Genomic DNA, 24282 nt, shown 5'->3' with positions numbered 1-24282 from the left:
CTGTCAAATTTGCAATAAGCAGGCCGCTCGAGAATCTCGGCGGCCTGTCGGCAGATGATTATTCTTCAGTTGCTGAATGTTCTTCAGTATTTTCTTCGGAATCAGTTTCTGCCTCTGGGTCATAACCCGATGGCAACAATAATCCAGATATGATAGGTACTGTCAACTCTTTTATGTCGATGACTTTTTCGCTTGCAGGCTTAAACTTGAATACGGGTTTGCCGTAATTGTGGTAAATACTTTCCATAACGATGTTCAACGCCTGAGTGTTGCTTTTGCTGTTGACCTGCGTATAAATACGCGTTGCCAACAATCTGCCTTTTCCATTCAGATAGTAGTCATAATAGAGAGGCATGCCGACCATCTTTTCAAAGCCGGAGTGCATTGAGAGGCCTTTCTCTTTTGTACTATCTATAAACTCGCCAAAGAATTTTTCAACTTTCTCGTAGCCTTCAGCCGTAGAGCCTTCCTCCGGTTTTTTCTTCAGAACATCAAATTCTTTTTTGAATTCTTTAGCGAAAGCGTTGATAAAGAGCGGGTCATATTCGTCTTTATGGGTGTAATGGATGCGGTATTTTGCTTTGTTTTGCTTACCGAATTCATCCATATTTTCAAGGCGGTATGCCTCAGCAGGAGCAGCTTTGCTGGCTTCAATATAGGCTTTGAATGCCGCCTTTGCTGCATGATGCAAAGGAATGCCTTTGACCATCTCTTCATCTTTAAGCTGGATGCTGATGGGTTGCTCTTCAGCCAAACGCTTACGGATCTCTTCGCTCGTAAAGATGCTCATAATCATCGAACTAAGCAATGGCTGGTCAATAGTCAAACTGAGATTTTCACCATCAATCAGCATGGGAGATTGGATATTCAATTGCTCATTGCGATGGTTAATGGAAATAGCGGGAATCCATTCGGCTTTTTTGGCAGGCAGGTCAATGGCTATATGCGATTTCAAACGCACACCTTCCAAATAACGTCCGACAACCGGATATTCTTGCCACTTATCGATCATTTCAGGGAACCATTTATCATTATCGGTGTCCAGCAAGGCTTCTTTCAGCTTGGTCTGATCTTCTTCCGAAAGCTCGATTCCGTCTTCGTTCAATTCTTTGACTTGTTTGTCAAGTTCGGCTTGATCCTTCTTTGTTTCTTCCAAACGGGCTTTCTTCTCGCTTTCCGGCGCTACCCCTGCTTCGGCAGTAGAAGTATGAAACTTCACTTCGCTATCAATGTTATAGCTGTAATCATCCGTATAGACGCGATCAAGGGAAATTGCCATCATTTCATGGGCAGATTTGTTTTCAAGGCTGCTGCATGCGCTCAAACCAAATGCCGCCGCCAATACTAGACAAAACGTCTTTTTCATTTACTGTTCCTTAAAAAAACAATCCAATGGGAATGTAAATGACTTTTAACACAAATAATTTAATGTGACAACATCATTGTATTGTTCGGTTTCTAAAAACGCTGAAAGGTCGTCTGAAACGGCAATTTACCGTTTCAGACGACCTTTTAAATACCATTACAAAATGCCGTTATGGTAAGTCTGATCATCAATCATGGTCGGATATTTCGGGTGGTTGGCATAAACAGTATCGTGGATTGCTTCAACTTTGTTATGCACATGACCCAATACATCAGAAAGCGCGATGTCCTTACCGGTTGTATTCACATCTTTCAATTGGTCGCCATTATGGGTATTGCTGCCGGCAAAGGTATCGATATCTGTCTCATGTTTCAACCAAGTCGCATACAGTTTGCCTTTGATGTCGGTATGCAGGGTATTGTTGGCAACATTCAACGTGGCTTTTCCTACGCCGTCACCGGTACTGTTGACATCCACAATGGCATCGTTCAGTTTGCCGTGGAGGGACAACGTATTGTTGGTCACGTTGTACTCTTTGGCATTGGTACGCATATAGGCAAATTCACGATAACCGGCCGACTCTTCTCGAACGGTAATATTGTTGTTGTTTAACGTTATCGAACCATGCAGGGGGACATCCGAGCGGTGTTCTTCAAAATAGAACGGCACGGCTCCCGGTGCAATTTTTCCGATATTGGCAGTATTGTCGCTGATATTGATGGTGCCCGTACCGATACCGTCGTGTTTGCTGACATGATCATATGTGTTGTTAATCACTGCCATCAGGTATTTGGTGGACTCACCGTCGATTTTATTGTCGGTAATATTCAGCGTGTAATCCATTTTGTTTTCATGGTTACGGAATTCGATGCCATAAGTTTGGATGTGGTTTTGATACACTGCCAAATTTTTAATGGTATTGCCGCTGATGTCGTAATAACCTTTATCCGCCGTATGCAAATCGCGCAATTGGGTATTGGTTTGCACTTGAATGCCGGAATACATGTGGTAATACCTACCTAAATCATCATCCATATAAAGACGGAAATTCGGGTCTTGCGTAATAACGTTGTCTTTAATTTTCACGTTATCCATGGAAAATTGGCGGTTGTAGGCAGCGATACCATACAGACGGTCGCCGTTTAAGACGTTGTTTTCGATAACGATACCGGTACCATCATGCACATCTAAACCTTTACGGTAGTTATGGTCGGTCGTATTGTTGCGGAAAGTAATGCCGTAGTTGTAGCTGCCTGCCATGGCAGTCATGCCATAACCTGTACCGCCATCAGCCTCGTGACCGTTCCACTCCAATCTATTGCCTTCGCCGACAAAGTTCTTTTGATATCCGACCATCGCGCCGGCAACACGGTTGTGGTGCAGATAGGAGTCGACAATACGGTTGTTCTCACCCAAAGGCAGATGGTCATATTGTTCGTTGATTTCACCGCTTTGGACGCGTGCTTTGTAAGTTTGGCTCTTACCTGCTTCCCGAACCAATGCATCAGTCGATGTAAACATCACACCGGCACGGTTGACTCCGGATACCTCGACTTTGCTGATTAAAGTATGGTCGGCATCGTTGACCAAAATGCCGCTGACTTTTCCGAAGTAGCTCAAGCCCTTCCGGTAAAAGTCCGGATTGGTATATTTAACAGAAAGATTCGCAATCGTTTTATGGCTTTGTCCATCCACCAAAATACCGGCAAATGCGCGAATATCATCGTGATTGGTATTGGGGTTAAACACACCGACCTGCGCTTTATCAAAGGTGATCAGCGTTTTGCCCATGCCCGAACCAAAAATACCTTTGACCCCTGAATTATTGCCATTGATGACAATTTGATCGGAAATATAGTAAGTACCGTCCATGAACAGCATGGCTTTTTCTTTGTGTGCCGCAGTCAATGCCGCTTTGATGGCTGCCAAGCTGTCTTTTTTCCCGGTCGGATCTGCGCCAAAATCATTGACGTCGATGTATCTGCCAAATTCTTTCGATTGATGAACGGTGTAGTTGGAAACCTCCCCTTCTTTTATTTCATCTTGATGATTGGCTTGATGTTCGGCCTGTCTGGCAGTATGGGCTTCATTGGATTTTGAAGTATTGTGTCGAGCCGTTTCTTTATTGTCACCAGCCTGATTGTCTTCATGTTTGTGGGCAACCGTTACCACTGTTGCTGAATGCGCCGCTTTACCGTTGGTTTGATGATGGTGTGCAACATCATTTTCAGTATGTTGCGCTTTCTCGGCAGCCTGTTTTTCAGCCAGGATTGCTTTGGTTTTAGCGGCAATTTCCGCTTGTTTGGCTGCATGTGCGGCTTTTGATTTTTCTAACGCTTCAGCCTGTCTTGCAGCCGATGCTGCTTTGGCTTTTTCCAAGGCTTCGGCTTGACGTACTGCAGCAGCGGCTTTTGCCTTTTCCATAGCTTCTGCATGTCTTGCAGCGGCGGCGGCAACAGCGGCCTGTCTAGCAGCTTGGTATTTTGCCATGACCTGCTCTTTGGCTGCTTGAGCTTCTGCCTGTTTGCGTGCAACGACATCAGCACGGAGAACCTGAGACATAATGGCCATTTCTTTGCTGGTTAATTTACTGCGGTCGGCAACCGGCACCGGTTTGGTATTTTTTGAAGTATTGACTGCGGCAGTATCGGCAGAGGGCGTATGTTGCAGACCAAAAATTTTATCCTGTCCCCTCAATTGTTTAGGGAGGGCTGCTGCCAGATTCAGACCGCCAAAAGAATGGTCGTAAATCAATTTGTTCAATGCAGAAGGAGCATGGCCGGCATGATCTTGGCTTGCGGCTACTGCATGATTAGATTGAGAAGTTTGACTTTTAGTGTGAACTCTTGTTTGTCCGAGATTGAAGAAAGAGTACGTGGTTTTAGTTGACATAATATATTTTCCCTAGTTTAAAAGCCGCAGACTTGCGTCTGAGGCAACGAAAGCAATGCTTTCCTACCCTTTTTCAGCGATTTTTATATGTCGTTTGAATGATTTGAAATCATTTCCATCGTCATTTAAATAGCTGTAACGATTATTACTCATTCTAAAACCTCAAAACCTGACGCTCTTTTTTTAATCCTTCCGCCTTTTAAACATAAAACCGCACTTAAATATCCCTATAACATTCAGACGACTTTTCATGATCTTGTAAAAGTCATTCCAAAGCTCTCACTTTGGAACAGTCATCTTGTAATGTCACATTAATATATTAAACACTGCTTTACATTAAAAAACGAAAACCTAAGTCTATCAGAGTTCTAGAGTATCTATTTAGTTCACTGCGATGTCGATTTAAGTCCCTTTTTTCGACATTTTTCAGCAATCAAATATACCAAACGAGTAATGAAATGATTCTAGCATATTGAATTGGTATAATTACATTTTCATAACTTAGCAAATATTAAAATTTTTTAATTATTTGAAAAATAGAAAAATTTTTTTATTTTTTAGTTCAAATAGTGACTGTTTTTCACAACAACACACCAAACATCGGGATATTTTTTTACAAATGGCACGACAAAATCTGTTTACAAAATAAAAAGGTCGTCTGAAAAGAAATTTTCTTTCAGACGACCTTTGGATCTGTTCTATTAATACGAAATCAAATCAGCACACTTCAACCAACCAGCCATGTTTGTCTTCCGCCAAACCGTATTGGATGTCGGTCAAGGCTTTGCGCAAAGCGTAGCCGCGTTCTTGGCTCTTCACTTCGATTTCTTTGCCGTCGATGACAAAAGAGGTTACGGGCGAGATGACGGCGGCGGTGCCGGTCAGAATCGCTTCCGCGCCCTCTTCGACTGCGGCTTTGAGTTCGTCCACGGTGAAATTGCGTTCGCTGACGGTGTAGCCCAAGTCTTTGGCGACGGTCAGCACAGAATCGCGGGTAACGCCGTGGAGGAATTCGTCGGTCAACGGTTTGGTGATGATTTCGTTGCCTTTAATCAGGATAAAGTTGGACGCGCCGGTTTCCTGTACGTCGCCGTTCGGGCAGAACAGGACTTGATTTGCACCATGTTCGGCTTTTGCCTTCAGTACCCAAGGCATGGCGGAGGCGTAGTTGCCGCCGCATTTGACGCGACCCATGTGCGGTGCGCAGCGGATGTGCTCGGTTTCAACCAAAATTTTCACGGGCGAACCGGCTTTGAAATAGTCGCCGACCGGAGACGCGAGGATATAGAGTAGCGCAGTTTCGGACGGCGAACCGGCTTTGCCGATAACGGGGTCGGTACCGATGAGCGTCGGGCGCAGATACAGCGCGGCAGGCGCATCGGGAATTTCGTCGGCGGCGCGTTTGACCAATTCGATCAGGGCATTCAGATAGGCTTCGGTTTCGGGGCGCGGCAGGTGCAAAATGTCTGCGCTTTGCTGCATACGGGCGATGTTTGCCGTCGGGCGGAACAAGACGATTTTGCCGTTTGCCTGACGGAAGGCTTTTAAGCCTTCAAAGCATTCGCTGCCGTAATGCAGGGCGTGCGCGCCGGGCGCGAGGGTGAGGTCTGAGGAAGTTTGCCATTCGGTCGGCTGCCATTTGCCGTCCTTGTGGGCGATAACGGGCATTTGGGCGTGGAAGACGCTGCCGAACACGGCGGGTACGGGTCTGCTCATGGTGATTGCCTTTCTTATTCTGTTTGGTTCTGTTTAGATATTAAAAGTTGAAAGATACGCCTGTACGGATGGTTTTGACAAGTCCGAATACTTGTTTCGCAAACAGCTTTCGCCCAAGCCCTTGCCTGATAACGAAATACGGAAAACCATCCATTCCGATACGCATACGAATTGTCAGCAATCATGCCTACCGTGTACTACATATATAGTGGATTAAATTTAAATCAGGACAAGGCGACGAAGCCGCAGACAGCACAGATAGTACGGAACCGATTCACTTGGTGCTTCAGCACCTTAGAGAATCGTTCTCTTTGAGCTAAGGCGAGGCAATGCCGTACTGGTTTAAAGTTAATCCACTATATAATGAAGCCCAAGGTCGTCTGAAAACTGCCGCACATCCTATCCGAAACAATCCAAATCGTTTAAACTAAGCCGCATCTGCGGCAAACGGATTCAGAAACGGGATCCCTATCGACCGCCCTACCGAATTTTCAGACGACCTTTTCAAAACTTTCCGACAGGCATACCGCCGGAGACATCCATGAAACTGATTTATACCATTATCAAAGTCATCATTTTATTATTGTTTTTACTGCTCGCCGTCATCAATACCGACAGCGTCACCTTCCACTACCTGCCCGGTCAGAAAGCCGATTTACCGCTGATTGTCGTCCTCTTCGGCGCATTCGTCATCGGCATCGTGTTCGGCATGTTTGCCCTGTTCGGCAGACTTTTGGCGCTGCGCAGCGAAAACAACCGCCTGCGTGCCGAAGTCAAAAAACACGCGCATTTGAGCGAAAAAGATCTTGCCGCCCCCGTACCGCAGCAACCCACGCCGCAAACGACTGCCTCTGCCAAACAACCCGTACAAACGCCCAAGCCTTAAAAAAGGAATCACATGGACAACGAATTGTGGGTCATCCTCCTGCCCATTACCCTTTTGCCCGTCTTCTTCGCCATGGGCTGGTTTGCCGCCCGTATCGACATGAAAACCGTGTTGAAACAGGCGAAAAGTGTGCCTGCCGGCTTTTACAAAAGTCTGGACGCATTGGTTGACCGCAACAGCGGCCGTGCCGCCCGCGAACTGGCGGAAGTCATCGACCAGCAGCCGCAGTCTTACGACCTCAACCTGACTTTGGGCAAACTCTACCGTCAGCGCGGCGAAAACGACAAAGCCATCAATATGCACCAAGCCCTGCTCGACTCGCCCGATACCGTCAACGAAAAACGCGCGCGGGTGTTGTTCGAACTCGCGCAAAACTACCAAAGCGCAGGCTTGGTTGACCGCGCTGAACAAATCTTCATCGGCTTGCAGGAAGGCAACATGGCGCGCGAAGCCCGTCAGCACCTGCTCAGCATCTACCAGCAAGACCGCGACTGGGAAAAAGCCATCGAAACCGCGCAGCTCCTCAGCCACGACGAGCAGACCTACCAATTTGAAATTGCACAGTTTTATTGCGAACTTGCCCAAACCGCGCTGTTCAAATCCAATCTTGACGCCGCCCGTTACAACGTCCAAAAAGCCTTGGACGCCAACAAAAAATGCGCCCGCGCCAACATGATTTTGGGCGACATCGAAACCAAACAGGGCAATTTCCCCGCAGCTGTCGAGGCATACGGCGCCATCGAACAGCAAAACCATGCCTACCTGAGCATGGTCGGCGAAAAACTCTACGAAGCCTACTCCGCCCAAGGCAAACAGGAAGAAGGGCTGAACCGGCTCATCGGCTATATGCAGACTTTCCCCGATTTAGACCTCATCAACGTCATTTACGAAAAAGCCCTGCTGCTCAAAGGTGAAAGCGAAGCCGCCCAACTTGCCATCGACCTCGTGCGTCAAAAACCCGACCTCAACGGCGTATACCGCCTGCTCGGTTTGAAAATCAGCGACATGAATCCCGCATGGAAAGCCGACGCCGACATGATGCGTTCCGTCATCGGCCGCCAACTCCAACGCAGCGTCATGTACCGCTGCCGCAACTGCCACTTCAAATCCCAAGTCTTCTTCTGGCACTGCCCTGCCTGTAACAAATGGGAAACCTTCACACCCAATAAAATCGAAGTGTGAAACAAACCAACAAAAAGGTCGTCTGAAAAGTTTCAGACGACCTTTTATCTATTCCCTGCCCTACACCGCCACGGCAGCCTTGATGTGCGGATGCGGGTCGTAACTTTCCAACTCGAAATCTTCAAACTTGAATGCAAACAAGTCTTTGACCTCCGGATTGATTTTCATCACAGGCAGCGTGCGGGGGGCACGGCTCAATTGCAGTTTTGCCTGTTCGAAATGGTTGCTGTACAGATGCGCATCGCCCAAAGTATGGATAAATTCGCCCGCCTCCAACCCGCAGACTTGTGCGACCATCATGGTCAACAGCGCGTAACTGGCAATGTTGAACGGTACACCGAGGAAAATGTCTGCGCTGCGTTGGTAAAGCTGGCAGGACAATTTGCCGTTGGCAACGTAAAACTGAAACAGCGCATGACAAGGCGGCAATGCCATTTCGTCTACCAACGCAGGATTCCATGCCGACACAATCAGACGGCGGGAATCAGGATTTTTCTTGATTTGTTCCACCACATTGGCAATTTGGTCGATATGGCGGCCGTCGGGGGCAGGCCAACTGCGCCATTGGTAGCCGTACACAGGCCCCAAGTCGCCGTTTTCGTCCGCCCATTCGTCCCAAATGGAAACATTATTATCTTTCAAATATTTGATGTTGGTATCGCCTTTGAGAAACCAAAGCAGCTCATGGATAATCGAGCGCAAATGCAGCTTTTTGGTGGTCAGCAGCGGAAAGCCTTGACTCAAATCGAAGCGCATTTGATAGCCGAACACCGAACGAGTGCCTGTACCGGTACGGTCGGATTTATCGGTACCGTTTTCGAGAACGTGGCGCATTAAATCGAGGTAGGCTTTCATTGGTATCCTTTAAGGGTGTGTGTTGTTGGAGATGATTTGGTGCGTATTGTATAGCAATTTGTCGATTAACAGCATAACCAAGGTCGTCTGAAAACTGGAAACGGGGTTCAGACGACCTTAGCATTATCCGTTATGGATTATCCTGAAACACGTTTTTCTATCTGAAACAAAATTCGTTTTTAAGGTGTTATTTTCTTTCCTAATCCTGTTTTCCAAGAGTAATTTTGGTAAAATTGTTGACAATATTGACCGTTTTCACATGAAAATTTGCGTTGAATCGAATTTTTTACACTCTCTCGTTTTAAATTTCTAGTTTAATTACTTAGAATATACAACCAACTTATTTTAAAATGATGAAATTTTCAAAAATATTTTTGTATTTTATTGGCCATATATACCAAATAATAAAATTCTCAAAAAAATAATGTCAACAATTTTCATCAAAACCGCTTGGCAGGCAAAAAAATTAGGTTTATATTGCTTTCCACAAATTCATCATCCTTTCCAATCTAATCCACAGGGAGCATAAAATGACCGATTTGAACGCCTTGTTTGCCAACCTCAAACAACGTAACCCCAATCAAGAGCCGTTTCACCAAGCGGTTGAAGAAGTATTCATGAGCTTGGGCCCGTTTTTGGCAAAAAACCCGAAATACACCCAACAAAACCTGCTTGAACGCATCGTCGAACCTGAGCGCGTCATTATGTTCCGCGTCACTTGGGTGGACGACAAAGGACAAGTCCAAGTCAACCGCGGCTACCGTATTCAAATGAGCTCCGCCATCGGTCCTTACAAAGGCGGCTTGCGCTTCCACCCGACCGTCGATTTGGGCGTATTGAAATTCCTCGCCTTTGAACAAGTGTTCAAAAACGCCCTGACCACCCTGCCTATGGGCGGCGGCAAAGGCGGTTCCGACTTCGATCCCAAAGGCAAATCCGACGCCGAAGTGATGCGTTTCTGCCAAGCCTTTATGAACGAACTCTACCGCCACATCGGCCCGAACACCGACGTACCTGCGGGCGACATCGGCGTAGGCGGCCGCGAAATCGGTTTCCTCTTCGGACAATACAAAAAAATCCGCAACGAATTTGCCTCCGTCCTGACCGGCAAAGGCCTCGAATGGGGCGGCAGCCTTATCCGTCCTGAAGCGACCGGCTACGGCACCGTGTACTTCGCCCAATCCATGCTGCAAACGCGCAGCGATTCGATTGAAGGCAAACGCGTGCTGATTTCCGGCTCCGGCAACGTCGCACAATACGCCGCCGAAAAAGCCATCCAGCTGGGCGCGAAAGTGCTGACCGTTTCCGACTCCAACGGCTTCGTCCTCTTCCCCGACAGCGGCATGACCGAAGACCAACTCGCCGCGCTTATCGAGCTGAAAGAAGTCCGCCGCGAACGTGTTTCTACCTATGCAAAAGAACAAGGTTTGAAATACTTTGAAAACCAAAAACCGTGGGGCGTTGCCGCCGAAGTCGCCCTGCCCTGCGCGACCCAAAACGAATTGGACGAAGAAGCCGCCAAAACCCTGTTGGCAAACGGCTGCTACGTCGTTGCCGAAGGTGCGAACATGCCTTCTACTTTGGGCGCGGTCGATCAGTTCGTCAAAGCGGGCATCCTGTATGCACCGGGCAAAGCCTCCAACGCCGGCGGCGTGGCAACTTCAGGCTTGGAAATGAGCCAAAACGCCGTCCGTCTGGCCTGGAGCCGCGAAGAAGTCGACCAACGCTTGTTCGACATCATGCAAAGCATCCACGAATCCTGCCTGAAATACGGCACTGAAAACGGCAAAACCAACTACGTCAACGGTGCGAACATCGCCGGTTTCGTTAAAGTCGCCGATGCGATGCTGGCGCAAGGCATTGTGTAAGTCTCATTGTCCTGACTTTAGGCTGTAGAAAGGTCGTCTGAAAACCTTAATTCAAGGTTTTCAGACGACCTTTTTTACTGTTCGGAACTGCTTATAGCGGCTTCAAAGGCAGACACACAATAAAGCACACCTTAATGTGATTTCAAACCTGCCTCGTTTTTTATAGTGGATTAAATTTACATCAGGACAAGGCGACGAAGCCGCAGACAGTACAGATATAGTGGATTAAAATTGCAATGATACGGCGTTGCCAACGCCCTTATGTACTACCCGTACACGGCGGGCGTTGCCGCCTTGTCTCATTTTTATTTTAATCCACTATAGTACGGAACCGATTCACCTGGTGCTTCAGCACCTTAGAGAATCGTTCTCTTTGAGCTAAGGTGAGGCAACGCCGTATTGGTTTAAAGTTAATCCACGATAAACGGACAAAAGGTCGTCTGAAAAAGCCCAATTCAGCTTTTCAGACGACCTTCTTTCATACTTTCTAAATCAAACGCCCTTAAAACGCTTCGCCGACTTTCACGCCGCCGGCGGTGTCTTTAGGCGTGGCAAGTTGCGCGGTCATGGCTTGGGCGGCTTGGAAATCAGGCGTTTGCATCACGGCTTGGGCGGCTTCTTTGCCCAGTGTGTTCGCCATGTATTGCCAGCGGTTTGCCAAATCTGGATTGGCGGGGATTTGGAAGCCGTCGCGCAGTTCGTCCACGAGGTCGGGACGGTTGCAGACGAGGACGATGTCGCAGCCTGCCGTAAAGGAAGCGTTTGCACGTTCTTTGATGCCACCCGCTGCGCCTGCGCCTTCCATCGTAAGGTCGTCTGAAAAGATAACGCCTTTAAATCCAATGTCTTGGCGCAGGATTTGTTTGAGCCATTTTTCAGAGAAACCGGCGGGCTTGCCGTCAATTTGCGGATAAACGACGTGGGCGGGCATGACTGCCGCCATGCCTGCGCCGCTTAAGGCGCGGAACGGAATCATGTCGGCGGCTTCGAGTTCGGCAAGGCTGCGCGTGTCTTCGGGTTGCACCAAATGGCTGTCGCCCTCGACGAATCCGTGTCCGGGGAAATGTTTGCCACAGGATTTCATGCCGCCCCGGTTCAGACCTTTTTGCAGGGCAAGGGCGAGTTGGGTTACGGTGTCGGCGTTGCGGTGGAAACTGCGGTTGCCGATGACGGGACATGTTCCCCAGTCGAGGTCGAGGACGGGCGTGAAGGAGAGGTCTATGCCGCAGGCGGTCAGTTCCGTCGCCAATACCCAGCCGACCTGCTCGGCTTTTTCTTTGGCAGCGGCTTCGCCTTCGGTATCCCAAATCTGCCCTAAAGTATTCATGGCGGGCAGTCGGGTGAAGCCTTCGATAAAGCGTTGCACTCTGCCGCCTTCGTGATCGACGGCGATGATGAGTTCGGGCGTGCGCAGTGCTTTGATTTCTTGAACCAGGGCTTTGAGCTGCCCGACGTTTTCGAAGTTGCGGCGGAACAAGATGACGCCGCCGATAGACGGGTCGAGCAAGCGTTGTTTTTCTTCTTCGGAGAGACAGTAGGCGGCGACGTCTGCCATAACGGGGCCGCGCGGGATGGAATGGGGAGCGTTCATTTTTGGATTCCTTAAAATGTTTTCAGACGACCTTAAAGTATCGAAGGTCGTCTGAAAACGGGAAAACACATCAGGCAGCTTTGCCTTTTTTGTCTTTCAGTATGAAGATGAGGGCGGTCATGACGACGCCAGTGGCAAAAAAGCCCAGCCAAGCCGATTGCGTCATACCCAACACGAGGTAGCCTGCCGCTGCCGCGCCTGCGACGGTCAGGGCGTAAGGCAGTTGCGATGTAACGTGGTCGATGTGGTTGCAATGCGCACCGGTGGAAGACAGGATAGTGGTGTCGGAAATGGGCGAACAGTGGTCGCCGCACACCGCGCCTGCCATCACGGCGGACATACACGGGATAACCAACGATGCATCGACTTTAACCGCCATCGCTGCGGCAATCGGCAGCATAATGCCGAACGTGCCCCAGCTTGTACCTGTGGCAAACGCCATCACGCTGGCAAGCAGGAAGAGGATGACGGGCAGGAAGCCGGGATGGATGTTGTCTGCAACCAGCGTGGATAGGTAGTCGCCGGTGTGCATTTCGCTGACGACGGTGCTGATGAGCCAGGCAAGAATCAGGATGGTAATCGCGCCGAACATCGAAGATATGCCCTGACGGACGGCTTTGGGATAGTCGGCGGCCTTGATGGTGCCGAGCGTGCAGAGGACGACGGCGAGTACGCCGCAAGTACCGCCGAACACCAGCGAGGTATTTACATCGGTATTTTCAAACGCGCCCAAAATGCTGAAGGTTTCGCTTGCCTGCGCGCCTGTGTAAATCATGGCGGAAACGGTGGATGCGATCAACACCAAAACAGGGATAATCAGCGCGTAAACCCTGCCTTTAGGGCCGTCAGAGCCGGCGGATTCGTCATGGGTTTCCTGCAATGCCGCTTTTTCAAGGCGCGCCATCGAGCCGATGTCGAAAGAAAACCAAGCGACGACAAACACCATGATCAGGGCGAACAGGGCGTAATAATTCATCAGGCTCATGGCAACAAACACACCCATCGGCGTGTATCCGGTGATGTGGTAGGTAACGAGCAGACCTGCCAGCGTGGCGATAATCGATGCGCCCCAGCTTGAAACCGGCATCAGTACGCACATCGGCGCAGCGGTAGAGTCAAGGATATACGCGAGTTTGGCGCGGGAAACTTTGAATTTGTCGGTAACGGGGCGGGCAATCGCGCCGACGGCGAGACTGTGGAAATAGTCGTCGATAAAGGTAACGAATACGAGACAGGCAGTCAGCATTTTTGCGCCGCGCCGCCCTTTGATGTGTTGCTTCGCCCAATCGGCAAACGCCTGATTGCTGCCCGAAAAGGTTAAAAGAGAAGTGAAAATACCGAGCAACAACAAGAAAATCAGGATTTTAGGTTTTCCCAGCGACCAATCGCCGTCTGCCCAAGCCAGTCCGACCACCATGTCTTTCAGGTGTGTCAGTCCGTCAATCGGGCTGCCGCCGACCAAAAAGGCAACGCCGACCAAGATACCGATGCCCAAAGACAGCAGCACGCGGCGGGTGATGACGGCAAGCGCCAATGCCAAAAACGGCGGCACGACGGATAAAAACGAATGTGAATAATCAATCAGGTGCATAATATTTTTATTAATAGGAAGTCAATCGGAGCGGAACGTTTTCAGACGACCTTTGAATGCGATTGTTGACAAAGCCAAAAGAGCAAAACCATCAAAAAACAAACAAATCAATCAGTTGCTAAAATTACAAAATACCCGCCACCTTAGGATGGCGGGTATTCTATCATTGAATGGCGCTTGCGTTGCACCTTATTGCAGGGTCAGGGCGAGGAAAAGCGTATTGCCGTCGCGCTGAACCAGCAGCGGCACATTTTTGCCTGCACCTGCCAACGCGCTGCGGAAGCTCGATTCGTCGTTGACGCTGATTTGGCTGACGGCGAGGATTTCGTCGCCGCGTTTGAGTCCGGCTCGTTCCGCCGCTCCGCTGACGCGGGAAACAATCAGGCGGCTTTTGCCTGCACCTTCATCGACGCGCAGGGTCAGTCCCGTATTATCGACGGTAAAGCCGTCCGCCGGATTTGCCTGCTGCGGCTGCTCGGTAGCGCGTGAAGACGTTTCGTTCTGCTCCGCCATGCTGCCGAGTTTGACTTTCACATTAATCTTCTCGCCTTTGCGCCATACTTCCAGCGTGACTTCCTTACCCGGCAGCATCGAGCCGACCATAACCGGCAAATCGCTGGACACGCGCACTTCTTCGCCGTTGACGCTGCGGACGATGTCGCCCACTTGCAATCCTGCCTGCATGGCAGGGCTGTTCGGCATCACTTTGGCAATCAACGCGCCGCTGGCTTTGTCCAAGCCGAATGATTTCGCCAGATCGTAAGACACTTCCTGAATAATCACGCCCAACTGACCACGCTGAACCTTACCGCTGGTTTTCAACTGCTCGGCAACATTCATCGCCACATCAATCGGAATCGCGAAGGAAATGCCCATAAATCCGCCGCTGCGGCTGTAAATTTGAGAGTTGATGCCGACTACCTGACCTTTCAGGTTAAACAGCGGGCCGCCGGAGTTACCCGGATTGATGGCAACGTCGGTTTGGATGAAAGGCGTGTAGCTTTCGTTCGGCAGGCTGCGTCCTTTGGCGGACACGATGCCTGAAGTAACGCTGTTGTCAAAGCCGAACGGCGCACCGATGGCGGCAACCCATTCGCCCGGTTTCAAATCTTTCGGATTGCCGATTTTGACGACGGGCAACTCTTCCGAAGCATCAATCTTCAGCAGCGCGACATCGGATTGCGTATCCGATCCGATCAGCTTGGCGGTGTATTCGCGTTTGTCGTTGAGCAGGACTTTGATATTGCCCATGCCGGCGACGACGTGGGTATTGGTCAGGATATAGCCGTCTTTACTGATGATGAAGCCGGAGCCGAAGTTTAAATCCTCGTCGGCAGACTGGTCTTCCGGCATATCGGGCATATTCGGAACAAGGCGTTTGAAAAACTCGTAAAACGGGTCGTTGTCAGGGAATTGGCTCAAATCCATGCCCTGCTCTTCAGACTGCCCGCTGCCTGCGGCACGTCCGGCAGGGGACGCTTGGATATTGACCACCGCCTGACCTTCGTTTTGCACCAATTGTGCGAAATCGGGCAGCAGCATACCGACGCTGCCGTCATTTTTGGAGGGTCCGATTCTCTGTACGAATTCTTCGCTTTTGCTGTCGCCGCCGAAGAAGCTGCTGATTTTGTCGCAGCCGCCCAAAGCCAGCGCAGAAGCTGTTACCAAAGCAAAGTATCTGTATTTTTTCATTTTTTCGCGCACCGCGTTTCCTTTTCCGAATAACGGATTATGTTCTTGCATCTTAAAAACCGGGGTCGTCTGAAACTTTTATCGTTTTCCAACCCGATAAGGTCGAATTTTACCTTTTGCCCATATTTTTTCAAGCATTTCATTTTAAATAAAAAAATGCCGTCAGAAATTTTAACCTGATAGAAAGGTTGTTTTGTTGATTGTTTACAATTTATCAATGTTTACATCAACTTCGCGCCATACTCGCACAAATCATTAATGATGCACTTCCCGCATTGCGGCTTCTGCGCCTTGCAGGTGTAGCGCCCGTGCAGAATCAGCCAATGATGCGCATCCATCAGAAACTCTTTCGGCACAAAGCGCATCAGCTTGTCCTCCACCTCGCGCACATCCTTGCCCGGCGCGATTTTGGTACGGTTGGACACCCTGAAGATGTGCGTATCGACCGCCATGACGGGATGACCAAACGCCGTGTTCAACACCACGTTTGCCGTCTTGCGCCCCACGCCCGGCAACGATTCCAAAGCCTCGCGGTCTTCCGGCACTTCACCGTTGTATTTTTCCAGCAGGATGCGGCAGGTCTGCATGATGTGTTTGGACTTGGTTTTATAAAGCCCGATGGTTTTCGTGTATTCCATCACGCCGTCCAAACCCAAATCCAGCATCGCCTGCGGCGTATTGGCAACCGGAAACAGCTTTGCCGTCGCCTTATTCACGCCCACGTCGGTCGCCTGCGCCGACAGCAAAACGGCAATCAAAAGCTCGAAGGGTGAATTGAAATGAAGCTCGGTGGTCGGATGGGGATTGGCAGCGCGGAAACGCTCGAAAATTTCTTGGCGGATCTGTTTGTTCATGGGGGTACGGGTAGGATTTGTGTGTGTGTCTTTATCGTTTGCCCGATTATAACGCAAAAGGTCGTCTGAAAACCGATGCCGAAGGTTTTCAGACGACCCGTCTATCCCGCTGCTTTACGCAGTTTCTTTCTTGCTCAACGTCAGACCTGTCCAGCCGAACAGCAGCGTCAAAATCAGGCTCAGATAGCAGAAGAAGGCATAAGGCAGGTATTCCCAAACGGGTACGCCGAGAGCGTGGCTGATGAACACGCCGCAGACGCTCCACGGCACAAGCGGATTAATGACCGTACCCGCGTCTTCCAGCGTGCGCGAAAGGTTGCGCGAATGCAGTCCGAGCTTGTCGTACACGGGTTTGAAGGTTTCGCCGGAAAGCAAAATACTCAAATATTGTTCGCCGATGAGGAAATTGACGCCGACCGACGTGGCGGCAACGCTGAAGGTGGCACGTCCGGCGGTAGTCAGGAACGCGCGGATGGCGTCCAGCAGCGACGGAATCACGCCGAGCGTAAACAATAATCCGCCCAAACTCATGCCGAGAATCACGATGGTTTGCGTGAAGAACATGCTTTCCAAACCGCCGCGCGAAATGAGTTTGGCGATGTCTTGAAACGCTTCGCCTTCGAGTTTGTAGCCGCCGTAAAACCATGCGCCGAGCTGGTTCAAGTCGGGCGTGCTGTGGAAATAAGTTACCGCAAGCGCGGCGAGGATGGTGAAGAGCATGGCGACAACGGCGTTGATGCGCAATAGCGCCAGCACGACCAATAGCGCAAACGGAATCAGCGAATAGCCGTGCACCAAGCCCGTCGCTTCGAGCTGGCTGCGGAAGGATTCAACGCTGTTCAAATCGTGGGCGGCAACATTGGGCAAGAGCCACAGCATCAATGCCGCACTGATGAGCCACGCGGGAATGGTGGTGTACATCATGTTTTTGATGTGTTCGAACAAATCAATGCCGACGATGGAGGCGGAAATGCCCGTGGTATCGGAGAGCGGGGACATTTTGTCGCCGAAGAACGCGCCGGAAACAATCGCGCCCGCCGTCATCGCCAAATCGGCATGAAACGCCGCCGCCATGCCCATAAAGGCAACGCCGACGGTGGCGCAAGTGGTCAAACTGCTGCCGATGGACACGCCGATGACGGAACAAAGCGCAAAGGCGGAGAAATAGAAATAAGTAGGGGAAATCAGCCCGAAACCGTAATACATCAGCGTCGGAATCGCGCCGCTCATCATCAGCGCGCTGACCATCAGCCCGATGAAGAAAAACAGGTAAATCGCGCCCATGCCCTGCCCCACCGCGCCGACCATGCCTTTTTGCATATCGTTATATTTCAACCCGCGCGCGAGGCCGTAGAGGATGAGGACGGTAATGGCGGCGATGATGGACATATGGGGCAGCCAGCCCAGCGAAATGATGGTATAACCCATCGCTCCGATTAACGCCGCAACGACGGCAAGCGCCTCTTTGCGCGGCATATCGAGCAGTGATTTGAATGCAAACATATTGCTTTGCCTGTTTTGTGTGTATTTAACGAAGTTTAGCACACGGGGTCGTCTGAAAAACCGCTTTGCAGACGACCCCGTGATTTTTTATGAATGTAATAACGGATTTTAGTTGATGCGATATGGTTTTAAATTTGATTTTTTAAAATAAAATATCCTTATTTTCAAAATACAGCCGTATTATTTCTTTTTATCATGATTAAACTGCCCCTTGCGCAAAAATGTTGCGGTCTGCTCGGCAGTAATGTGTTTAAACAGCATACCGCTGTGGCTGACGGGCAAGATAACGTGGTCGCGCATATTCGGGCAGCGGGTTTCGCTGACCAAAACCGTACCGTCGTGTTCGCCGTGCAAACCCAATACGCGCCCCAGCCCGAGCGGCTTGTTGCCGGCGATGCTGCCCAGCTCGATATGTTCGGGCAAATCGGGCGTGCCGCCGTCGAGCGCATCGCGATAAGCGCCGCCGAGTACGGGGGTTTTTAACCCGAGCCGGAACACCCTTTGCGCCGCCCTGCTGCCTTGGTGGGGCGTACCGAAGGTAACGATGCGGCCGGTGATTTTTTCGGGGTGGGCGGCGGCAAAATGGCGCAACACCAGCCCGCCCAGACTGTGTCCGGCAAAATGCAGAGGCTCGCCCGTATCGTGTTTTTCAACAAACTCTGCCAACGCCTGCGTGTGCTGCGGCATGGTGTGCCAGACGCTGTAATAACCGAACAGGGCAACGTCAAAGCCTTGTTTCTCCAGCATATCCGCTAAAGGTTTCATCACCCAAGAGTGCATGTGCAGTCCGTGTAATAAGATGATTTTCGACATGAAGACCTCCTGTATTTTTGCCGTAAGCATTATGCCATAAGTCAGTCAGACCGTATTGCGGACGCATTTTGTCTTTTGAAAACGGGTTTAAGCTCCGGTTAAAATCTGTTGCCGTATTTTCAGACGACCTCGGTTTGGGCGGATCAGGTTTAAAAGTCGCTCCAAAGAAAAAAGGTCGTCTGAAAACTGGATTTCCAAGTTTCAGACGACCTTCCGTTCAAACCATGCTTACTCGTCGGCTTTATAACCTTTGAGGGCAAAGAAGACGATGTAGAGGTAGCACACGGCAGGTGCAACATAAGAAATCATCATACCGAAATCATCGGCGATCTTACCTTGCAAGACGGGAATCAGCGCGCCACCAACGATGGCGGTACAAAGAATACCTGAAGCAGAATTGGTGAATTTGCCGAGATTTTTGGTCGCCAGCGAGAAGATGGTCGGAAACATGATGGAGTTGAAAAAACCGATGGCAATCAACGCCCACATGGCGATGTCGGCATTGCCTTTACCAACCATGATGGCAATGACGAGCAAGGCAGTGGCAACTGAGGCATTAAAGGCAAGGTAGCGGTTTGGCGCGACTCGAGCCATCACCGCCGAACCGAGGAAGCGTCCGACCATGGCACCACCCCAGTAATACATCAACATATCCGCACCTTCGGCATGGCTCAATCCTTTCAGGAAGCCCAAAATATTGACCATGAAAGAGCCGATGGATACTTCCGCGCCAACGTAGCAGAAAATGCCGACCATACCGAAAACAAGGTGTTTGTATTGCCACACGTTGTGTTTGCCGTCGTGGTTGTGTTCGCTTTCCTCAACGGCAATTTTGCGTGCATCGGGCAGACGGATCATTTTCACAAAGACGGCGAGGAGGATCAACAATCCTGCCAAACCCAAATAAGGGATTTGGACGGAAGCAATTTGCTCGGCTTTGCTGGCTTTCTGAGCCGCATCTGTAAAAATGAGAAGTGCACCGATTTTCGGAGCAATAGTCGTACCCAATGAATTGAATGCCTGCACCAAAGTCAGCGTTGCAGATTCTTTGCCCGGTTTCGCCAGCAGGGTCACATACGGATTACCCGAAACCTGCAACAGGGTTACGCCCGAAGCAAGAATGAAGAGCGCGCCCAAGAAAGTCGGGTAAGATTGGCTGTCTGCGGCAGGATAAAACAACAAGCATCCGACGGCGGTCAGCAAGAAGCCGCCGATGACGCCGTTTTTATAGCCGATTTTACCGACGAGATGCCCCATCGGAATCGACATGATGGCATAGGCGGTAAAGAAACAGAACTGAACCAGCATCGCCTGAACATTGGTCAGCGTGAAAATTTTTTGCAGATGCGGAATCAAGATGTCGTTCATGCAGGTAATGAAACCCATCATGAAGAAGAGCGCGGTCAGGACGACCAGCGCGGAATTATGGTTTTGTTGTGATGGCGTAGACATGATTTGCCTTTCGATTTATTGGAATTGACCGTATAAACAGTTAATATCCGTTAATAACGGGCCGAATCATACTGGCTTTTGCCATTCTTGCAAACACTGAAAACACGCCGACTACATAGAGTTTCAGCAAGATTCTGTCCGATAACGCATTTTTATAGACAGAATCCGTCTGAATTTTACAATTAACCTACCCGCAAACGACTTAAAATCTTATTTCAGACGACCTTTGACCTGACGCAAACTTATCCGCCATGCCCCTCATTTACGCCTATCTCGGACTCGCCGCCTCCGCCTTTACCTCCGCCACCATCCTGCCCGGCACATCCGAAGCCGCCTTCGCCGCGTTTATCTACACCTATCCCGAACAGGCATACGGCGCGTGGTTGTGTGCCGGACTGGCAAACGGCTTGGGCAGCATGGTTTCCTATTGGATGGGGCGGCTGATTCCGTCCAAGAAAAGGTCGTCTGAAAAGACCCTGCACCTGCTCCGACGCTGGGGTACCCTGCCCCTTTTGTTTGCCTGGCTGCCCGTCATCGGCGACGCGCTGCCCATTGCCGCAGGCTGGCTCAGGCTCAACCCCTACACCTCCGCACTCATGCTCCTGACCGGAAAAATCCTGCGCTACGGCATCATCCTCGCCGGCATCAAAGGCATGATGTAAACCATTTGCGCAAAACCTGCCGCATTCATTTTCAGACGACCTGAAACAGCGTAAAATCCCAAAGGAAATATCCCGTCCCTTCATTTTTTTGCAAAGCGAGAAACCATGTTCTTCAAGCACATCGAAGCCGCCCCCGCAGACCCCATCTTAGGCTTGGGCGAAGCATTCAAAGCCGAAACCCGTCCCGAAAAAGTCAACCTCGGCATCGGCGTTTATAAAGACGCATCCGGCGCGACCCCCATCGTCAAAGCCGTCAAAGAAGCCGAAAAACGCCTGCTCGAGAGCGAAACCACCAAAAACTACCTCACCATCGACGGCGTTGCCGACTACAACGAGCAAACCCAAATCCTTCTTTTCGGCGCAGACCACGAAATCATCGCCGGCCGCCGCGCCAAAACCGCCCAAAGCCTCGGCGGCACAGGCGCATTGCGTATTGCCGCCGAGTTCGCCAAACGCCAGTTGAACGCACAAACCGTCTGGATTTCCAACCCCACTTGGCCTAACCACAACGCCATCTTCAAAGCCGTCGGCATCCAAGACAAGCCCTACCGCTACTACGACGCCGCCAAACACGGCCTAGACTGGGACGGCATGATTGAAGACCTGAGCCAAGCGCAAAAAGGCGACATCGTCCTGTTGCACGGCTGCTGCCACAACCCCACCGGTATCGACCCCACACCCGAACAATGGGAAATCCTCGCCAAACTCTCCGCCGAAAAAGGCTGGCTGCCCCTGTTTGACTTCGCCTACCAAGGCTTCGGCAACGGCCTCGAAGAAGACGCATACGGCCTGCGCACCTTCTTGAAATACAACAAAGAATTGCTCATCGCCAGCTCCTATTCCAAAAACTTCGGCATGTACAACGAACGCGTCGGCGCATTTACCTTAGTCGCAGAAGACGAAGCAACCGCCGCCCGTGCCCACAGCCAAGTCAAAACCATCATCCGCACCCTCTACTCCAACCCCGCCTCACACGGCGCGAACACCATCGCCTTAGTGTTGAAAGACGCGGATTTGAAAGTACAATGGATTGCCGAACTCGACGAAATACGCGGCCGCATCAAAGCCATGCGTCAAAAATTCGTCGAACTGCTCAAAGCCAAAGGCGCAAATCAAGACTTCGACTTCATCATCGAACAAAACGGCATGTTCTCCTTCAGCGGCCTCACGCCCGAACAAGTCGACCGCCTGAAAAACGAGTTCGCCATCTACGCCGTGCGCTCCGGTCGCATCAACGTCGCCGGCATTACCGATGACAACATCGACTACCTGTGCGAAAGCATCGTGAAAGTGTTGTAATCCGCATCAGGCAATACTAAAAGGTCGTCTGAAAACCCACTATACCGTTTTCAGACGACCTTTCCCCACCGTTTGACCCAACAACCCCTTAAAGCATCACATTATGAGACCCACACTAGACGTCATCATCCCCTGCTACAACTCCGCCGCCACCCTTCAAGCGGCTGTCGAGAGCGCCGTTTCCCAACCCGCCGTCGAAAACGTCTGGCTGATTGACGACGCCTCCATCGACGACACACGCCTTATCATGAGCGACCTCGCCGCCATCCATCCCAAAGTCCGTTGCGAATACATGCTCGAAAACGGCGGCGCCGCCAAAGCCCGCAACTGGGGCGCCATGCAAAGCCAAGCCGACTTCATCGCCTTCCTCGACGCCGACGACGTCTATGAAAACAACGTCCTCAATGCCGCCTACCTCGGCTTGGAAGCCTATTCCTACCTCAGCCTGGTCCGCCTCAAATTGCGCCCGATCGGCTTCCCCGAACACTACCTCAACCACCCGCAATTCCCCACCGCATGGGAACGGCTGCAAATGACCGTCGGCGGCAACACCGTATTCCGCCGCAGCATCTTTCTCGCCTGCGGCGGCTTTCCGCAAGACGAACTCTTCCGAATCTTCGGCGGCGAAGATGCCGCACTCGGCATCGCACTGACCCGCGACAGCGTCGTCGGCTACCTCTTTGAAGAACGCGACCCCGCCGTCAGACACAACTACCGCCCCGGCATCCACGCCGAGCGCCTGCTCGATGCCGAACTTTTCGGCGAAACCGTCCCCGGACTGACCATAGACCACCAAAACGAAGCCGAAGCCGTCACCCGCCGCATCAGCCGCCGCCTGCAAGAAGTCAAAGCACACTCGACCTTCGAAGAAGCCGGCACCATGCCGCTCTACCCCGAGTACGAATAAGCGGGCATAAACGCCAAAGCTCGCCCGAACGGTTGTATCACATTGCTTGAAGCAAAAAGGTCGTCTGAAATCTTGTTTTCAGACGACCTTTTTGCTGGATTTGATTATTGCAATTGAGGCAGGGAGCAGCCTTCGGGCATTACAACTTTGCATTCAGTCATTCCTGCATTTTTGCAGTTTGTAATAGCAGCCTGTTCTGCAAGTCCGGGTTCTGCCGCACCTCCAATTACTCTAGTTTGGTTTTTCAATTTGCCTGAAGCAGCGGCAATACAGCCGTTTCTGACCCAACTGATCGCTTTACATGGGGCATTTCTACTCCCCTTCTCACATTGCTTAATGGCTGCATTTTGTGCCTCGGCTTTTGAGTTTTGATTTAATGAACCACCGATATGACCTGATTTTTCACTGAAAGCCAAAGCCCCAAACTTAGAAGGAACTTTCACGTCGTAGTAGATGATTTTCTTCGGAGGTGGAGTGCTGTTGCCTGATTGGGGAGGCGGCACATTGTATAAAATTTGCCGACCGCTTCCGTCTATGATACGGCAGGTTCCCGTGGCAGCTTGGTATTCTCCGCCACAGCCATTGGCATAAACATTAAAACTTACCAAACCCAATACTATCAAAAACAGTCTTTTCATAAATTTATCCTTTTCCCAGCTCATCTTTAACTTGGTTTAGAAGAGGTCGTCTGAAAATAGTTTTCAGACGACCTCTTAAATAAAATCTGATTATTGCAATTGGGGCAGGGAGCAGCCTTCGGGCATGATGATTTCGCATTCTGTTGCCCCTCTGTTTCTGCATTTTTGCAAAGCCTCCTGTTCGACAGCTCCTTGCGGACCTGCTGCATCGGCTAAAATAAACAGGTTGTTTTTCACTTTTCCTTTTGCAGCTGCGAGACAGCCGTTTCTTACCCATGTGATGGCTTTGCAAGGCGTATTGCGACTGCCTTGCTGGCAATGTTTGACTGCTTCTCTTTTTGCTTCGGCTAAAGAGTTCTGATTCAACGAACCAGCAATATGCCCGGCTTTTTGACTGTATGCCAAAGCCCCAAATTTAGAAGGTACCAAGACGTCATGGTAAATGATTTTTTTAGGAGGCGGGGTGCTGCGGCTTGGCTGTGGCGGTGCGATATTGTAATGAATCCACTCGCCAT

19 protein-coding genes are annotated in these 24282 nt (G+C 50.5%); 6 read left to right on the top strand and 13 right to left on the bottom strand.

The features are described 5' to 3' along the window. Positions 1-58: 58 nt before the first annotated feature. The 3 genes from HMPREF1051_RS06125 to ilvE form a co-directional block, all read right to left on the bottom strand. Positions 59-1366 (bottom strand): hypothetical protein, encoded by a 1308-nt coding sequence (locus tag HMPREF1051_RS06125; RefSeq protein ID WP_003765835.1) that lies wholly within the window; start codon positions 1364-1366, stop codon positions 59-61. Positions 1367-1522: 156 nt separating this feature from the next. Next, positions 1523-4258: a right-handed parallel beta-helix repeat-containing protein gene (locus HMPREF1051_RS06120; protein ID WP_036492171.1), complete on the bottom strand. Its 2736-nt coding sequence runs from the start codon at positions 4256-4258 to the stop codon at positions 1523-1525. Between the two features lie 717 nt (positions 4259-4975). Next, positions 4976-5974 carry a branched-chain-amino-acid transaminase gene (ilvE, locus tag HMPREF1051_RS06115; RefSeq protein ID WP_003765854.1) on the bottom strand — a complete coding sequence of 333 codons (999 nt, stop codon included), beginning with the start codon at positions 5972-5974 and terminating at the stop codon, positions 4976-4978. A gap of 541 nt (positions 5975-6515) precedes the next feature. Between ilvE and HMPREF1051_RS06110 the strand changes: the two genes are divergently transcribed. Together HMPREF1051_RS06110 and lapB are read left to right on the top strand one after the other, a co-directional pair. After that, positions 6516-6860 (top strand): LapA family protein, encoded by a 345-nt coding sequence (locus tag HMPREF1051_RS06110; protein ID WP_003765832.1) that lies wholly within the window; start codon positions 6516-6518, stop codon positions 6858-6860. A gap of 12 nt (positions 6861-6872) precedes the next feature. After that, entirely contained in the window at positions 6873-8042 is a 1170-nt protein-coding gene (lapB, locus tag HMPREF1051_RS06105) for a lipopolysaccharide assembly protein LapB (protein WP_003765866.1), read from the top strand. Between the two features lie 60 nt (positions 8043-8102). On the opposite strand, the gene HMPREF1051_RS06100 is transcribed toward lapB, so the two are convergent. Continuing rightward, positions 8103-8897, bottom strand: coding sequence for a thymidylate synthase (locus HMPREF1051_RS06100; RefSeq protein WP_003765861.1), 795 nt, complete (start codon positions 8895-8897; stop codon positions 8103-8105). A gap of 530 nt (positions 8898-9427) precedes the next feature. Here HMPREF1051_RS06100 and gdhA point away from each other — a divergent pair. Continuing rightward, positions 9428-10765, top strand: a complete 1338-nt coding sequence (gene gdhA / locus HMPREF1051_RS06095) for an NADP-specific glutamate dehydrogenase (RefSeq protein ID WP_003765860.1) — start codon at positions 9428-9430, stop codon at positions 10763-10765. Between the two features lie 502 nt (positions 10766-11267). On the opposite strand, the gene nagZ is transcribed toward gdhA, so the two are convergent. The 7 genes from nagZ to HMPREF1051_RS06060 form a co-directional block, all read right to left on the bottom strand. Then, on the bottom strand, positions 11268-12356 hold the full coding sequence (gene nagZ / locus HMPREF1051_RS06090) for a beta-N-acetylhexosaminidase (RefSeq protein WP_036492159.1): 1089 nt from the start codon (positions 12354-12356) through the stop codon (positions 11268-11270). Positions 12357-12426: 70 nt separating this feature from the next. Next, on the bottom strand, positions 12427-13947 hold the full coding sequence (locus tag HMPREF1051_RS06085; protein ID WP_003765874.1) for a Na+/H+ antiporter NhaC family protein: 1521 nt from the start codon (positions 13945-13947) through the stop codon (positions 12427-12429). A gap of 189 nt (positions 13948-14136) precedes the next feature. Next, complete coding sequence (locus HMPREF1051_RS06080; protein ID WP_036492175.1) at positions 14137-15639, bottom strand: Do family serine endopeptidase; 1503 nt, start codon at positions 15637-15639, stop codon at positions 14137-14139. Between the two features lie 221 nt (positions 15640-15860). Next, positions 15861-16493 carry an endonuclease III gene (gene nth, locus HMPREF1051_RS06075; protein WP_003758214.1) on the bottom strand — a complete coding sequence of 211 codons (633 nt, stop codon included), beginning with the start codon at positions 16491-16493 and terminating at the stop codon, positions 15861-15863. A 114-nt stretch (positions 16494-16607) separates the two neighbouring features. Continuing rightward, positions 16608-17996 carry a Na+/H+ antiporter NhaC gene (nhaC, locus tag HMPREF1051_RS06070; protein ID WP_003758210.1) on the bottom strand — a complete coding sequence of 463 codons (1389 nt, stop codon included), beginning with the start codon at positions 17994-17996 and terminating at the stop codon, positions 16608-16610. Between the two features lie 180 nt (positions 17997-18176). After that, the gene (locus tag HMPREF1051_RS06065) at positions 18177-18809 is read right to left on the bottom strand and encodes an alpha/beta fold hydrolase (RefSeq protein WP_003765868.1); all 633 of its coding nucleotides are present in this window, start codon (positions 18807-18809) and stop codon (positions 18177-18179) included. Positions 18810-19037: 228 nt separating this feature from the next. Then, positions 19038-20261, bottom strand: coding sequence for a sugar MFS transporter (locus tag HMPREF1051_RS06060; RefSeq protein WP_003765849.1), 1224 nt, complete (start codon positions 20259-20261; stop codon positions 19038-19040). Positions 20262-20512: 251 nt separating this feature from the next. On the opposite strand from HMPREF1051_RS06060, the gene HMPREF1051_RS06055 reads away from it, so the two are divergent. The 3 genes from HMPREF1051_RS06055 to HMPREF1051_RS06045 all read left to right on the top strand — a co-directional run bounded on the left by HMPREF1051_RS06055 (position 20513) and on the right by HMPREF1051_RS06045 (position 23129). Further along, positions 20513-20923, top strand: coding sequence for a YqaA family protein (locus HMPREF1051_RS06055; RefSeq protein WP_003765857.1), 411 nt, complete (start codon positions 20513-20515; stop codon positions 20921-20923). Positions 20924-21028: 105 nt separating this feature from the next. Continuing rightward, positions 21029-22222 carry an amino acid aminotransferase gene (locus HMPREF1051_RS06050; protein WP_003765870.1) on the top strand — a complete coding sequence of 398 codons (1194 nt, stop codon included), beginning with the start codon at positions 21029-21031 and terminating at the stop codon, positions 22220-22222. Positions 22223-22325: 103 nt separating this feature from the next. After that, complete coding sequence (locus tag HMPREF1051_RS06045; RefSeq protein ID WP_003765838.1) at positions 22326-23129, top strand: glycosyltransferase family 2 protein; 804 nt, start codon at positions 22326-22328, stop codon at positions 23127-23129. Between the two features lie 104 nt (positions 23130-23233). Here HMPREF1051_RS06045 and HMPREF1051_RS06040 read toward each other — a convergent pair whose 3' ends face one another. Both HMPREF1051_RS06040 and HMPREF1051_RS06035 read right to left on the bottom strand, forming a co-directional pair. Further along, positions 23234-23767 (bottom strand): DUF4189 domain-containing protein, encoded by a 534-nt coding sequence (locus HMPREF1051_RS06040; protein WP_003765851.1) that lies wholly within the window; start codon positions 23765-23767, stop codon positions 23234-23236. 90 nt (positions 23768-23857) lie between these two features. Beyond that, positions 23858-24282, bottom strand: a 425-nt coding sequence (locus HMPREF1051_RS06035; protein WP_003765872.1) for a DUF4189 domain-containing protein, incomplete at its 5' end; no start/stop codon positions are given.

Source organism: Neisseria sicca VK64 (assembly GCF_000260655.1).
Classification (GTDB): Bacteria; Pseudomonadota; Gammaproteobacteria; order Burkholderiales; family Neisseriaceae; genus Neisseria; species Neisseria sicca_B.
The sequence above is the reverse complement of the archived record's forward strand: the minus strand, read 5'-3'. Positions and strand labels throughout refer to the sequence as shown.